The 13612-nt window shown below is 65.2% G+C and carries 13 protein-coding genes; 10 read left to right on the top strand and 3 right to left on the bottom strand.

The window, feature by feature from the left end; genetic code table 11:
• Positions 1-115: 115 nt before the first annotated feature.
• The 3 genes from ASE64_RS14085 (at position 116) to ASE64_RS14075 (ending at position 3208) form a co-directional block, all read left to right on the top strand.
• Positions 116-1063: an ROK family glucokinase gene (locus ASE64_RS14085; RefSeq protein WP_055781669.1), complete on the top strand. Its 948-nt coding sequence runs from the start codon at positions 116-118 to the stop codon at positions 1061-1063.
• A gap of 14 nt (positions 1064-1077) precedes the next feature.
• Positions 1078-1767, top strand: a complete 690-nt coding sequence (locus ASE64_RS14080) for a lysophospholipid acyltransferase family protein (RefSeq protein WP_055781667.1) — start codon at positions 1078-1080, stop codon at positions 1765-1767.
• Between the two features lie 61 nt (positions 1768-1828).
• Positions 1829-3208 (top strand): class II 3-deoxy-7-phosphoheptulonate synthase, encoded by a 1380-nt coding sequence (locus ASE64_RS14075; RefSeq protein WP_055781663.1) that lies wholly within the window; start codon positions 1829-1831, stop codon positions 3206-3208.
• Positions 3209-3305: 97 nt separating this feature from the next.
• On the opposite strand, the gene pknB is transcribed toward ASE64_RS14075, so the two are convergent.
• Together pknB and ASE64_RS17895 are read right to left on the bottom strand one after the other, a co-directional pair.
• Complete coding sequence (pknB, locus tag ASE64_RS14070; RefSeq protein ID WP_055781660.1) at positions 3306-5294, bottom strand: Stk1 family PASTA domain-containing Ser/Thr kinase; 1989 nt, start codon at positions 5292-5294, stop codon at positions 3306-3308.
• 84 nt (positions 5295-5378) lie between these two features.
• Complete coding sequence (locus ASE64_RS17895) at positions 5379-5591, bottom strand: LysM peptidoglycan-binding domain-containing protein (protein ID WP_326939950.1); 213 nt, start codon at positions 5589-5591, stop codon at positions 5379-5381.
• Positions 5592-5949: 358 nt separating this feature from the next.
• Here ASE64_RS17895 and ASE64_RS14060 point away from each other — a divergent pair, with 358 nt between their 5' ends.
• Positions 5950-6291 carry an Rv2175c family DNA-binding protein gene (locus ASE64_RS14060; protein WP_055781654.1) on the top strand — a complete coding sequence of 114 codons (342 nt, stop codon included), beginning with the start codon at positions 5950-5952 and terminating at the stop codon, positions 6289-6291.
• A gap of 11 nt (positions 6292-6302) precedes the next feature.
• On the opposite strand, the gene ASE64_RS14055 is transcribed toward ASE64_RS14060, so the two are convergent.
• Entirely contained in the window at positions 6303-7394 is a 1092-nt protein-coding gene (locus ASE64_RS14055; protein WP_055781650.1) for a polyprenyl synthetase family protein, read from the bottom strand.
• 77 nt (positions 7395-7471) lie between these two features.
• Between ASE64_RS14055 and ASE64_RS14050 the strand changes: the two genes are divergently transcribed.
• From ASE64_RS14050 to ASE64_RS14025, 6 genes are all read left to right on the top strand, one after another.
• On the top strand, positions 7472-7858 hold the full coding sequence (locus ASE64_RS14050; protein ID WP_055781647.1) for a DUF3040 domain-containing protein: 387 nt from the start codon (positions 7472-7474) through the stop codon (positions 7856-7858).
• A 295-nt stretch (positions 7859-8153) separates the two neighbouring features.
• On the top strand, positions 8154-8585 hold the full coding sequence (gene mraZ, locus ASE64_RS14045) for a division/cell wall cluster transcriptional repressor MraZ (protein ID WP_044443213.1): 432 nt from the start codon (positions 8154-8156) through the stop codon (positions 8583-8585).
• 100 nt (positions 8586-8685) lie between these two features.
• Positions 8686-9642: a 16S rRNA (cytosine(1402)-N(4))-methyltransferase RsmH gene (rsmH, locus tag ASE64_RS14040; RefSeq protein WP_055781644.1), complete on the top strand. Its 957-nt coding sequence runs from the start codon at positions 8686-8688 to the stop codon at positions 9640-9642.
• The gene (locus tag ASE64_RS14035) at positions 9639-10223 is read left to right on the top strand and encodes a hypothetical protein (protein ID WP_055781641.1); all 585 of its coding nucleotides are present in this window, start codon (positions 9639-9641) and stop codon (positions 10221-10223) included. The genes rsmH and ASE64_RS14035 overlap by 4 nt, the downstream gene beginning before the upstream one ends.
• Positions 10224-10300: 77 nt before the next feature.
• Positions 10301-12052 (top strand): peptidoglycan D,D-transpeptidase FtsI family protein, encoded by a 1752-nt coding sequence (locus tag ASE64_RS14030; RefSeq protein ID WP_235480626.1) that lies wholly within the window; start codon positions 10301-10303, stop codon positions 12050-12052.
• 15 nt (positions 12053-12067) lie between these two features.
• Entirely contained in the window at positions 12068-13612 is a 1545-nt protein-coding gene (locus tag ASE64_RS14025; RefSeq protein WP_235480625.1) for a Mur ligase family protein, read from the top strand.

The following is a 13612-nucleotide window of genomic DNA, read 5'->3' as shown; positions in this document are numbered from 1 at the left end:
GCTGATCGGCGCCGGATAACTACACTCTACTTGGCGCATTCGATCCTTTGTCGGAACGCGCATCGTAAGCGACGTCTTCGCCGAGCGGCCGGCGACGTGGAAGGGCACGGATTCAATGCACGCCATCGGCATCGACATCGGCGGAACCAAGATCGCCGGCGCGCTGGTCGACGACCTCGGACAGATCGTGCGCTTCGACCGTCGCCCCACCCAGGCCGTCGACATCCAGAACATCGAGGATTCGGTGGTCGCGATGATCACCCAACTGGCCGAGGGCTACGACGTGGCAGCCGTGGGCGTGGCCGCGGCCGGATTCATCGACGCAGCGCAGTCGACCGTGTACTACGCACCGAACATCAGCTACCGCAACGAGCCGTTCCGCGAGAAGCTCGAGCGTCGGGTGCCCTACCGCGTCATCATCGAGAACGACGCGAATGCCGCCGGTTGGGCGGAGTTCCGCTACGGCGCGGGCCGACTCGTGAGCGACATGTGCATGCTCACCATCGGTACCGGAGTGGGAGGAGCCATCGTCTCGTCCGACCGCATGTTCCGAGGCGGATTCGGCGCCGCCGCCGAGCTCGGGCACATGAGAGTCGTTCCCGACGGCTTGCCCTGCGGCTGTGGCGCCCGTGGCTGCATCGAGCAGTACGGCTCGGGCCGCGCGCTCCTGCGCTACTCGAACGACTTGGCGGATGCCGGGGGCATCGGCATCGCGTTGGCGGCCGCGCGGAGTCGCGTGGGCGTGCTCACCGGCCACGAGGTGAGCGAGCTCATCCAGGCGGGCGACCCCGGCGCCCTGGCGGCCTTGCGCGAACTCGGCCACTGGATCGGGCAGGCGAGTGCCAGCCTCGCCGCGGTGCTCGATCCTCAGCTCTTCGTGATCGGCGGGGGAGTCGCTCAGGCCGGGGATCTGCTGCTCGATCCCATCCGGCAGTCGTTCTTCGACAATCTGCCCGCTCGTGGGTACCACCCAGAACCGGAGTTCAGGATCGCCGAACTCGTCAACGATGCGGGAGTCGTCGGCGCCGCCGACCTCGCACGTCTCTACGCCGCGCAGATCTGAGCCGAAGGCACACGATGTTCTACTGGATCATGAAGAACCTGATCGCCGGGCCGATCGTGCTCACGGTGTTCCGCCCCTGGATCAGAGGACTCGAGAACGTGCCCCGCACGGGCGGAGCGATCCTGGCGAGCAATCACCTGTCGTTCATCGACTCGGTGATCCTTCCCCTCGTGCTGTCCCGGCGCGTGTCATTCCTCGCCAAGAGCGACTACTTCACGGGCAAGGGAATCAAGGGCGCCCTGGTTCGCGGCTTCTTTCTCGCGACCGGACAGCTGCCGATCGACCGTTCCGGAGGTAAGGCCTCCGAGGCCTCTCTGAACACGGGGCTGGGCGTGCTGGGCAGAGGCGACCTCCTTGGCATCTACCCCGAGGGCACGCGGAGTCCCGACGCGAAGATGTACCGAGGCCGCACGGGCGTGGCGCGGATGGTGCTCGAGGCGGGCGTTCCGGTCATTCCCGTCGCCATGATCGACACGCACAAGGTCATGGCCATCGGCACGAAGGTCCCCAAGATCAGGAGAGTTGGCGTGATCATCGGCGAGCCGCTAGATTTCTCTAGGTTCGAGGGGTTGGAATCCGACCGATTCATCCTTCGAAGCGTCACCGACGAGATCATGTACGAACTGCAGAGGCTCTCGGGCCAGGAATACGCAGATGTCTACGCGACTTCGGTAAAGGAGAAGCGGACGAACGTCGTCCGTTGACGCGGCCGGCCCGTGATGGCCGGATTCGCACCCGAAAAGAAACAGATACGGAAACCCTCACGTGGTAGATCCAACCGAACTGGTCGTTCAAGCAGATGAGTCTGTGATCGCCGGGTTGGACTATTGGCGAGGACTCCCGGTCAAGCAGCAGCCGAGCTGGCCCGACAGCATGGCCGTCGAGTCGGCCTCGGCCGAGATCGCGGGTCTGCCCCCTCTCGTCTTCGCGGGCGAGGTCGACAACCTGCGCGACAGACTGGCCGTGGCGGCCCGTGGAGAGGCCTTCCTCCTCCAAGGAGGCGACTGCGCCGAGACCTTCTCCGGCGCTACGGCGGAGCAGATCCGCAACCGGGTCAAGACGGTGCTGCAGATGGCCGTCGTGCTCACCTACGGCGCCTCGATGCCCGTCATCAAGATGGGGCGCATGGCGGGGCAATTCGCCAAGCCGCGCTCGAGCGACACCGAGACGCGAGGATCCGTCACGCTGCCTGCGTACCGTGGCGACATCGTCAATGGATACGACTTCACTCCTGAGTCCCGCGAGGCAGACCCTCGTCGACTCGTGCAGGGGTACCACACGGCGGCGTCGACCCTCAATCTGATCCGCGCCTTCACCCAGGGCGGCTTCGCCGACCTCAGGCAGGTGCACGACTGGAACAAGGGCTTCACGTCGAACCCGGCCAACGTCAGATACGAACACCTCGCCCGTGAGATCGACCGCGCCGTCAAGTTCATGATCGCTTGCGGAGCGGACTTCGAGGCGCTGAAGCGCACCGAATTCTTCGTGAGCCACGAGGCGCTGCTGTTCGACTACGAGCGCCCCATGACGCGTATCGATTCGCGCACGGGCACTCCGTACAACACCTCGAGCCACTTCCTGTGGATCGGTGAGCGCACCCGCGACCTCGACGGGGCCCACGTCGACTTCCTCAGCCGCGTGCGCAACCCGATCGGTGTGAAGCTCGGCCCCACCACGAGTGGCGACGACATGCTCCGTCTCATCGACAAGCTCGACCCGAACAGAGAGCCCGGCCGCCTCACATTCATCACACGCATGGGCGCCGGCAAGATCCGCGATGCGCTGCCGCCCCTGCTCGAGACGATCAAGTCTGCCGATGCGACGCCGCTGTGGGTCACCGATCCGATGCACGGCAACGGACTCACGACTCCCACGGGATACAAGACGCGCCGTTTCGACGACGTCGTCGACGAGGTGAAGGGCTTCTTCGAGGCCCACCGTGCCGCGGGCACCCACCCCGGTGGCATCCACGTCGAGCTCACGGGCGACGACGTCACCGAGTGCCTCGGTGGTTCGGAGCACATCGACGAGGCCGATCTGGCCACCCGGTACGAGTCTCTGTGCGACCCGCGCCTCAATCACATGCAGTCTCTCGAGCTCGCGTTCCTCGTAGCCGAAGAACTCGGCGAGGCTCGCAAGGCCTAGTCGCGCCAGACGGCGGCGACGCGCCCGCCCGGATGCCCCACGCATCCGGGCGGGCGCGTCGCGTTAACGCCGCCGATGTCGTGTCAGGCCGAGTGGCCTAGAAGCTGACGCTGACCGTCAACTTGGATCCACGCGGAACGCTCGTGCCGGCGACCGGGTTCGTCGCCGTGACGGTCACGAGCGCCGGGACGATGTCCGCGCCGGCCGGGTAGCTGAGATCGAAGCCGGCTGCGACCAGAATCGATTTGGCGTCGATCCACGGTTTGCCGACGACGTCGGGAACGGTGACCGGCTCGGGACCTCGGGAGATCTGGAGCGACATCGTATCTCCGGGGCGCACGGTGTCGGAGGGTGCGATCGCCTGGATCACCTTGCCCTCCTTGATCGATTCGCTGTAGACCTGCTCGCCTGCGGCGGCGGCGAGACCGACCGCCTGCAGGGTCGCCGTGGCTTCGTCGACGGTCTTGTCGGAGACGTCGGGGATCGCACCGGCGGACACTAGGAGTGAGATCGGTTGTGCCTCGCTGTAGAGCACTCCCTCGGTCGACCCGTTGGTCGCGAGGCTCGCGCCATCGACGTTGTACGCGTCGAGGACTATTCCGGCCGCGGCATCGCTGGAGAAGACCTGCGACTCGCTTCCGAGGGTGAACTTCGCCTGCTCGATGGCCTGTTGCGCGGCGGCCTTATCGGCGCCGATCAGCTGGGGGAGCGGTAACTGCGCTGGACCGGTAGACACGATGACGCTGACCGTCGAGTCGCGCGCCACGTGAGCACCAGATGAGGGATCCGTGCCGATGACCGTGCCCGCAGGAACAGTCACGCTCGACTGATCGGCCCGGGTCACCACGACGCCGAGCTCCTCGAGGGTGGACTGCGCCGCGTCTGGCGCTTGACCGGCCACGTCGGGGATCGTCAGCTGCGCCCCCGGACCGATGCCGAAATACCACCCGGTGCCGCCGGCCAGGGCGACGAGGAGGATCACGATGCCGACCAGCCAGAAACCACGGCGGCGGCGAACGGCGGATGAGGCTTTCAGACGAGCGGCGGGTGCCGAGGCGACGGCGCTCTGGGGGGCCGCCGTGCGAGGTGCCCTCTGCGGCGCGGGAGCGCGTGTCGGAGTGGTCAGCGCCGAGGTCATTCCGGTCTTCTGAAAGGCCTGGGTCTGTGCTGAGGTCATGTCGGGGGTGAGAGCCGCGGGCATCACCACGGTGCGCTGGATGCCCGTCGTCGCCGCCTGGGTGGCCGACATGCTCTGCTCGGTGAGGCGAAGCTGTTCGAGCATGGCGCGGCCGTCGGTCGGACGGTCGACAGGGTCTTTCGCCGTCGCCCACAGCACGAGGTCGTCGAGATCGCGCGGTACAGAGGGATTCACGGCGCTCGGCCGGGGAACCTGGTCGTTGGCGTGTTGGAAGGCGATCTGCATGGGCTGATCGCCGACGAACGGCTGCGCGCCGGTGAGCATCTCGTACATCATGATGCCGGCGGCATAGATGTCGCTTCGTGCATCGGCTGTGCCGCGGGTCAGCAGCTCGGGGGAGAGGTACGCGATCGTTCCGAGCAGCGCCTGGCCGGTGGCCGTATTGGCCGAGGTCGCCCTCGAGAGTCCGAAGTCGCCGATCTTGATCCGGCCGTCATCCGCCAGGAGAACGTTCTCGGGTTTGAGGTCGCGGTGCACGATACCGGCCTTGTGCGCGGCGGCGAGCCCGCCGAGAACGGCATCCATGATGTCGAGGGTCTGCTCGGTGGTGAGCGTTCCATAGTCTTTGAGCAGGTCGCGGAGCGTCATGCCCGGCAGGTACTCCATGACGAGGTACGCCATGTCCGAGTCCTGTCCCTGATCGAAGACGTTGACGACGTTGGGGTGCGCGAGCCGCGCCGCGGAGCGAGCCTCCTGCACGAAGCGCTCTTTGAAGTTGGACTCGTCGGCCAGGTGGCCGTGCATGATCTTGATGGCGACGCGGCGCTCGAGTCGGAGGTCTGTCGCGAGGTAGACGGTGGCCATGCCTCCGCGAGCGATCCGCGACCGCACCTGGTACCGACCGTCGATGAGACGTCCGATCATAGGGTCAGTGGGCGCGGTGGTCACGAATGAAGTTTAGAGAGCAGTGGCCGAGGAAGTCGGCATAGACACCACGAAGATCGAGACCCGCCGTTCTGGTTGCGCGGGTGATCAGTCGACGCGCGGGTCGCGTTTGTCCGAGGCTTCCGCGGCCGGCCATTCGAGATCGTCCGGGATCGGCTCGAGACGGAGCATCTGGCCGGGGAAAATGGGGGTTTTCCAGCTCAGGCCGTTCTGGGCAAGCACGTGGGCGGTCGGCAGGCCGTGGCGAATGGCGATCTCGCTGACGGTGTCACCCAATTCGACGCGATACGACGGCTCCACCGATGGTGATTGCGTCGCTTCTGCACTCTTCGCGGCTGACTCCTCGACCGGGGTCCGGTCTCGACGGCGATTCGACGATGCAGCGACCTTCGAGGCGGCAAGACCCAGGAGAACGAACGGAACGGCGACCAGCGCGATGAGCGACCGAGGTTGGGGCCGTGCTCGTCCGCCAGGGCGGCTCGGCAACCTCGTCATAGCGGCCGTGCACCTCGCAAGTCTCGTTTCGTCCGTGCGTCAACAGTTCCACGGATGCCCGTGATCGTCAACGATCTGATCAAGCGTCGATCGTGTCGTGGATAACGATGCGATATCGGCGCCAGGGTGCCGGGCGCGGCCCCGATCGTGGCAGGCTTGGTACGTGAGTGAAAACACCCCCGCAAGAACCTGGTTGACCATTCCCGACGTGGCCGAGATCTTCGGCTCAACCCCGGGTCGCGTCCGCAAGATGATCGAAGAGCACTCGCTGCTCGCAACCCGGCGCGACAAAGTCCTCGTCGTGCCGGATGTGTTCATTCGCGACGGCGAGCCCCTTCCCGAGTTGAAGGGCACGATCATCGTGCTCCTCGACTCCGGATTCGTGCCCGATGAGGCGATGCAGTGGTTGCTCGAAGAAGAGGAGTCGCTGGGTGTCGCTCCCATCGATGCCCTGCTCGCCGGCCGCAAGGCCGAAGTGCGTCGGGTGGCCCAGGCTCTCGCCTGATCCATGGATGCTCAGGACGAGCGCTCGGTGAGAAGCCGAGCCAGCTCCTCCAGTTCCTCCGTGGCGTGAGCGTCGAGGTGTGCGGCCTGAAGCGCCTTCAACGCCTCGGCGGTGTACGCCGAGATCGATCGCTCGGCGCTCTCGAGTGCCCCCGTGAGCTCGATCTGCCGCTGCAGGTCGGCGATGGCGGCGTCGTCGAGTTCCGGTCGACCGAGCGCGTCGTCGAACGCCTCTCGCTGAGAGGCAGTCATGCCCTGACGGGCAAGCGCGACCAGAACCGTGCGCTTTCCCTCGCGCACATCATCGCCAGCGGGTTTTCCCGTGATGGCCGCGTCGCCGAAGACTCCCAGAACATCGTCTCGAAGCTGGAACGCGAGCCCGAGCGGGAGTCCGAACGCCCGTAGCGCCGAGACGTGCGTCGCAGAGCCGCCACCGATCAGGGCACCCAGCGCGAGGGGTGCTTCGACGCTGTACTTGGCCGACTTGAAAGTCATCACGCGTTCCGCGCGACGAATCGTGTCGCTCTCCGGCACGGTGGGCCAGGCGTTCTCCTCCAAGATGTCGAGGTATTGGCCGACGGTGACCTCGGTGCGCATGCGATTGAACTCCGCGCGCGTCGATCGTGCGTCGTCTTGATCGACGAGGAGGTCCAACGCGGCGTCGACGAGCTCGTCACTCCATCCCAGAAGAAGGTCGCCGTGCAGGATAGCGCTGGCGCGGCCGAACGTGTCGGCCGAGCCGACGAACTGCTGATCTCGGTGAAGAGCGGCGAATCGCACATGCGCCGCGGGCATGCCTCGGCGCGTATCCGAGTTGTCGATGATGTCGTCGTGCACGAGTGCCGCGGCGTGGAAGACCTCGAGGGCTGCCGCCAGGGTGATCACCGCTCGTTCCTGCGCGGAATCAGTGCCGTCCGACGTCGCCTGCCACCCGGCGATGCAGAATCGTGCGCGGAACCGTTTGCCGCCGCTGAGAAGATCCCGGGAGAAATCCGTGAACGCGGACAGTTCGTCCGCGACAGCGGCGAGAATAGGTTCACGAGAGGCGAGAAACTCGGCGATTTCGGTGTCGACCCGGCTTACCAGGTGCGTGCTTTGTATCACGCACCTAGCCTAGCCAGATGCTGGGCACTACAATCGCTTCAAGAACGACGCGTGTGACAGAGCCTGAGGTGAATAGGATGCCGCTTTCCGAGCAGGAGCAGAAGCTTCTAGATGAGATGGAGCGCAGTCTCTATCACAACGATGCCGATTTCGTCTCGGCGGTCAACGCCGGTAGAGGCAGACTCAACTACGGCGCGCTCGTTCTGGGCATCCTCCTCGCCATCGCGGGCCTCGTCGTCGTCATCGTGGGCGTCATCACCCACCTCCTGATCGTCGGCCTGGTGGGCTTCGTGGGAATGTTCGCCGGGGTGCTCCTGGCTCTCCGGCCCTCGACGTCATCAGCAGCCCGTCCGGCCTCGGGCCCACGCACCGGTTCATCGCCCAACGCTTCCGCATCCAACAAGACCAATCTGATGGACAAGCTCAACGATCGTTGGGATAAGCGCCAAGATCGCGAGGAGTAGGCCCAGAGCCGCTTCTCCACACACCTCCACACAAGGGGGCCGACCTTCGGGTCGGCCCCCTTTTTTTTGTCGTTCCTCTCCTATGGGCACGAGTTTTCCTCCTGCGCGCGGCATGAATCGCTCTCGAAACGCCGAAAGCCCTCCATTTCCCTCCACTCAGATAATTCCCGTAATCCCGCCGGAGTCTGGGCCGATTCACGGCTTCGATCGGATAATTCCGTTGTTTGGTGGTGTGAAGTGGAGTAACGTGGAGGAACACCCAACACCTGGCCGGATTCGAGGGGGAGAAAGGACGATGTTCCTTGGCACGTACGCTCCCAAACTCGACGACAAAGGTCGCATCATCCTCCCGGCGAAATTCCGAGACGAACTCGAAGGTGGAGTCGTGTTGACACGGGGGCAGGAGCACTGCGTCTACGTGTTCAGTTCGTCCGAATTCGAAGAGCTCCACAACAAGATCCGACAGGCTCCCGTCACCAGCAAGCAGGCCCGCGACTACATGCGTGTCTTCCTGTCTGGCGCCGATGCATCCGTGCCCGACAAGCAGAACCGGGTCAGCATTCCTGCCCACCTGCGCAGCTACGCAGGACTCGAGCGAGAACTGGTCGTCATCGGCGCCGGATCGCGCGCCGAGATCTGGGACGCCGAAGCATGGAACACCTACCTGGCGGCCCAGGAGGCCGCGTTCTCCGAAACCGACGAGGAGGTGATTCCCGGCCTCTTCTAGTCGTTCCGCGTGACTCCCAGCCGTTCCTCGCCCTGACACACTTCCCCGGTGCCAGGTCGGAATGGATGGGGATCAGGCAGAACGAACAGGTCGATACACCATGGACGACGTCACGCGCATCCACACCCCCGTCATGCTCGAGCGCTGCATCAGCGTCCTCGGCCCGGCGCTCGAACGACCCGGAGCCGTTCTTGTCGACACCACGCTCGGCCTGGGCGGTCACGCAGAGGCTTTCCTCACGCGTTTTCCCGAACTGACGCTCGTCGGTCTCGACCGCGATCTCCAGGCTCTCGCCCTTGCCGAGGGCAGACTCAAGCCCTTCGGCGATCGGGTGCGCCTGGTTCATTGCGTCTACGACGAAATCGCCTCGGCTCTGCAGAAACTCGACATCGACTCGGTCGACGGCATCCTCTTCGATCTCGGTGTGTCGAGCATGCAGCTCGATAGAGCCGAGCGCGGGTTCGCCTATTCCAAGGACGCACCGCTCGACATGCGCATGGATCAGGACGCGCCGCTGACGGCGGAGATGATCCTGGCCGAGTACTCGGAATTCGACCTCCGCCGCATCTTCCGTGACTACGGAGAAGAGAAACTGGCCGACCGCTATGCGCGACGCATCGTGCAGCGGCGCGCAGAACAGCCGCTGGTACGCTCCGCCGATCTCGTCGATCTTCTTCAGCAGGCCACGCCGGCCGCCCTCTCTCGGGCGGGTCATCCGGCCAAACGCGTCTTCCAGGCTCTGCGCATCGAAGTCAACCAGGAACTGAGTGTGCTGGAGCGTGCGGTGCCCGCGGCCATCAGCACGCTCCGGGTCGGCGGTCGCATCGTCGTCATGTCTTACCAGTCACTCGAGGACCGCATCGTCAAACGCGCGCTTCAGGCGTTGAGTGTGTCGACCGCACCTCCGGGCCTTCCTGTAGAGCTGCCGCAGCACAAGCCGGAGCTGTCGCTTCTCGTGCGTGGCGCCGAACTGGCGACCGATGAAGAGAAGGCCGAGAACCCTCGCGCCACCCCTGTCCGTTTTCGAGCTGCCGAACGCATCAGGAGTGCCTCATGACGAATCTGGCCACCGTGCCCATCGCGCGACTCGGTGCGCCGGCCTCCGCCCCCGAGGCGGAGCCGCGGCGCCGCTGGCTCAGGCCGGCACCCGACGCGGTGCCGCGCGCTCGTCGCCGACCGCGGATCGTCTACGCGGCGGTCGCCATCGGTGGAATCGCGATCATTGCGCTCGCGCAGCTCCTGCTCACGATCGGCCTCTCCGACGGTGCCTACCAAGTCTCGGCGCAGCAGGCGAAGCTGAAAGATCTGTCGCGAACGAATCAGGCCCTGAGCGAGCAGCTGACGGCCTTCTCCTCACCGCAGAACCTGGTGCAGAACGCACAGGCACTCGGGATGGTCGCCAACGGCAACACCGTCTATCTTCGACTCTCCGACGGCGCGGTTCTGGGCTCGCCTGCCCCTGCGACCTCCGCCAACGCACCGATCACCGCCAATCAGGCGCTCGTCCCGAACTCGTTGCTGCAACCCGAACCCGTGAAGGCCGCGCCCATTCCCGATGCGTCGAGCGCGCCTCCGGCGGCCGCGCCGGACCCGAGCGTACCGTGGCAGGGTGCTCTTCCTTCTCCACAGACGCACTAACCGACCGGTGAGCTGCTCATCAGCCGAATGAAAGGCCGCACGTGACCCCGACGACAGCCAGAACAACTCGAGGACGCGTGACCATCGCGGTGCTCATCATCGTCGCCGTGGTCTCCGTCTTCTGTGTGAGGCTCGTCGACATACAGATCGTGCAGGCAGACAGCCTGAACGCGATCTCTCTCGCGAGCAGGTCCGACAGCACGGTCACCTTGGGAACGCGAGGCGACATCGTCGACGCCAACGGCGTCGTCCTGGCCACCAGCATCCTGCGGTACGCCATCGAGGCCGACCCGTCGGCCGTCGCCGAGTTCGAACGCCCGGGCCCTGACGGCACCGGCGAAGTGAAGGTCAGCGCAGAACAGGCCATCGGCGAACTCGCGTCGGTCATGGGATTGGAACCGTCTGTGGTCACCGCCATCGTCACCGCGGACCCGACTTCGCGCTACGCGCTGATCTCCAAGTCGGTCGATGTCACGACGTACAACGCGATCCGCGCCCTCGACATCCCGTGGCTCTACTACAAGGCCGATCAGTCGCGCACCTATCCCGATGGAAGCGTCGCCGGCAACCTCGTGGGCTTCGTGGGGGCGGATGGATCGGCCCTGGCCGGTACCGAGCTGACGCAGAACGCCTGTCTCGCCGGCAGCGATGGCAGCGAGGTGACCGAGACCGGTGAAGACGGAGTGGCGATTCCCGGGTCGACCGTGACCCTCAAGAAAGCTGTCGACGGCGGCAAGGTGCAACTGACGATCAACGCCGACCTGCAGTACTTCGCGCAGGAGGCTCTGGCGCAACGCGTCACCGAGGTCGGCGCCGAATCGGGCACCGTGGTCGTGACCGAGGCCAAGACGGGCAAGATCCTGACGGCGGCCGAGTACCCCACGGTGGATCCGAACAACGTCGACGCCACCGACCCGGCCTTCCGCGGAGCGAAGGTGTTCAGCGACCCCTTCGAGCCCGGATCGACGTTCAAGTCGATCACTGCCGCCTCGCTGATCGACGCCGGAGCGGCGACTCCCTCGAGTCAGGTCATGGCTCCATACGAGTACAAGTCCGGCAGCGCCGTCATCCATGACTCGTTCTTTCACCCAGACATGCCCTGGACCTTGACCGGTGTCATCGAACAGTCGTCGAACACGGGCATCTCCATGCTCAGCAACAACATGTCGGTCGATCAGCGCTGGGACTACATGAACAAGTTCCATCTGGGAAAGCCGACCGAGGTCGGCTTCGTCGGCGAGGACTCGGGCGACATTCTTCCCGGAGGTGTCAGCGGGCCCACCCAGCTCGACGATCAGACGATCTACAACACGACCTTCGGCCAGGGGCTCACCGTGACCGCCGTGCAGATGGCGAGTGCCTACCAGGCGATCGCGAACAACGGCGTGCGTATGCCCGTGCAGCTCTTCGAGGGGTGCAAGCACGAAGACGGCACGGTGACGGATGCTCCGCCCACGTCGACCGGCGAGCAGGTCATCTCGCCTCAGGCGGCTCAGGACACGGTGCACATGATGGAGTCGGTCGCCACCACCGGTTACGCCGCAGACGCCCTGAAGATCCCGGGATACCGAGTGTCGGCAAAGACCGGAACGGCCGAGATGAGCAATGGTTCGGGTGCATATGGCGGGGCATACCTCACCTCGATGGCCGGTATGGCACCATCGGACGATCCTCAGTACGTCGTTTCGGTGACCATCAGGAAGCCCGTTACCATTACATCTGGACTGGCCGCCGCGCCGGTCTTCCAGAAGGTGCTGTCGCAGGCGCTGAAGACGTATCGGGTGCAGCCCTCCACGGTTCCCGCCCCCGATCTACCCACTACTTACTGAATGAAGGAGTCATCTGTGCCGGATCGGGTTTCGCAGGGACTGCGCCCGGAACATCCGATCGCACGATCGCTTTCACAGCTCGTCGCAGACTTCGAGCTGGAGCAGATCGGCGAATTCGCACCCGACTCCGTCACCGGGATCAGCCTGACGTCGCGAGACATCGTGCCCGGTGATCTCTATGTCGGTCTGCCCGGACGCAATGTGCACGGAGCGACGTTCGCCTCGGCCGCCGCTCAAAGCGGCGCGGTGGCGATCCTCACCGATGCGCAGGGCGCCGAGCTAGCCGCAGACAGCGGACTCCCGGTGATCGTCACGCCGCAGCCTCGCGAGGCTCTGGGTGCTGTGTCAGCCTGGATCTATCGCACGCTCGACGACCCGCCCACTCTCTTCGGGGTCACAGGCACCAACGGCAAGACGAGCGTCACGTACATCCTCGACGCGATCCTGTCGCAACTCGGCATCGTGGCGGGCTTCAGCACGACGGCCGAGCGCGGCATAGGCGAGCTCCGAATCACGAGCACCTTGACGACGCCGGAGGCGACCGAGGTGCATGCTCTACTCGCTCGCATGCGCGAGGCGGAGGTGCGGTCGGTCATCATCGAGGTCTCGGCGCAGGCTCTGACTCGTCACCGCGTCGATGGCATCGTCTTCGACGTCGTCGGGTTCACGAATCTCACGCACGACCATCTCGACGACTACGGCCGCATGGAAGACTACTTCGAGGCCAAACGCGCCCTGTTCGAGCCCGATCGGGCTCGGCGCGGAGTGGTGCTCGTCGACGGCGAATGGGGTGCCCGCCTCGCTGACGAGTCACGGATTCCGGTCGCGACGATCTCGACCAAGACCGGCGTCCCCGCAGACTGGCAGGTCACGATCCTCGAAGAGACCGTCGACTTCACGCGGTTCAGCATCGAGGGCCCCGATCACCGTTCCCTCACCACGAGCATTCCCATCCTCGGCCGCTTCATGGCCGAGAACGCGGCACTCGCGATCGTGATGCTCGTCGAATCGGGGTACGACCTCGAGGCCATCGCGCATGTGCTCGATCGAGACGGAGGAATCGACGCCTTCGTGCCAGGTCGTGCCGAGAAGGTGTCCGCCGACGCGGGACCGCGGGTCTACATCGACTACGGGCACAGTCCGGATGCGTTCCAGAGTGCGCTCGAGGCGCTCCGGCGCGTCACCGATGGCCGGGTCATCATGGTCTTCGGTGCCGACGGAGACAGGGACACGACCAAGAGGGTCGACATGGCGTCGATCGCCGCCAGGCTCGCCGACGTCGTCGTCATCACCGACTACAACCCGCGGTTCGAAGACCCGGCGTCTATCCGATCGGTTCTTCTGGATGCCGCGCGAGCGGCCCGAGGCGACGTCGAGCTCTACGAGGTTCCCGACCCCCGGCTCGCGTTCCGCAAGGCACTTTCCGTGGCCGGCGAGGGCGACGTGATTCTGCATGCCGGTCCGGGCCACGAGGACTATCAGGAAGTCGCGGGCGAGAAGATTCCCTATTCCGCGCGCGACGAGGCACGGCTCGCCCTGCAGGAATACGGATGGCTCTGA

Source organism: Agreia sp. Leaf210, from assembly GCF_001421485.1.
In the GTDB taxonomy this organism is placed as follows: Bacteria; Actinomycetota; Actinomycetes; order Actinomycetales; family Microbacteriaceae; genus Agreia.
The sequence above is the reverse complement of the archived record's forward strand: the minus strand, read 5'-3'. Positions and strand labels throughout refer to the sequence as shown.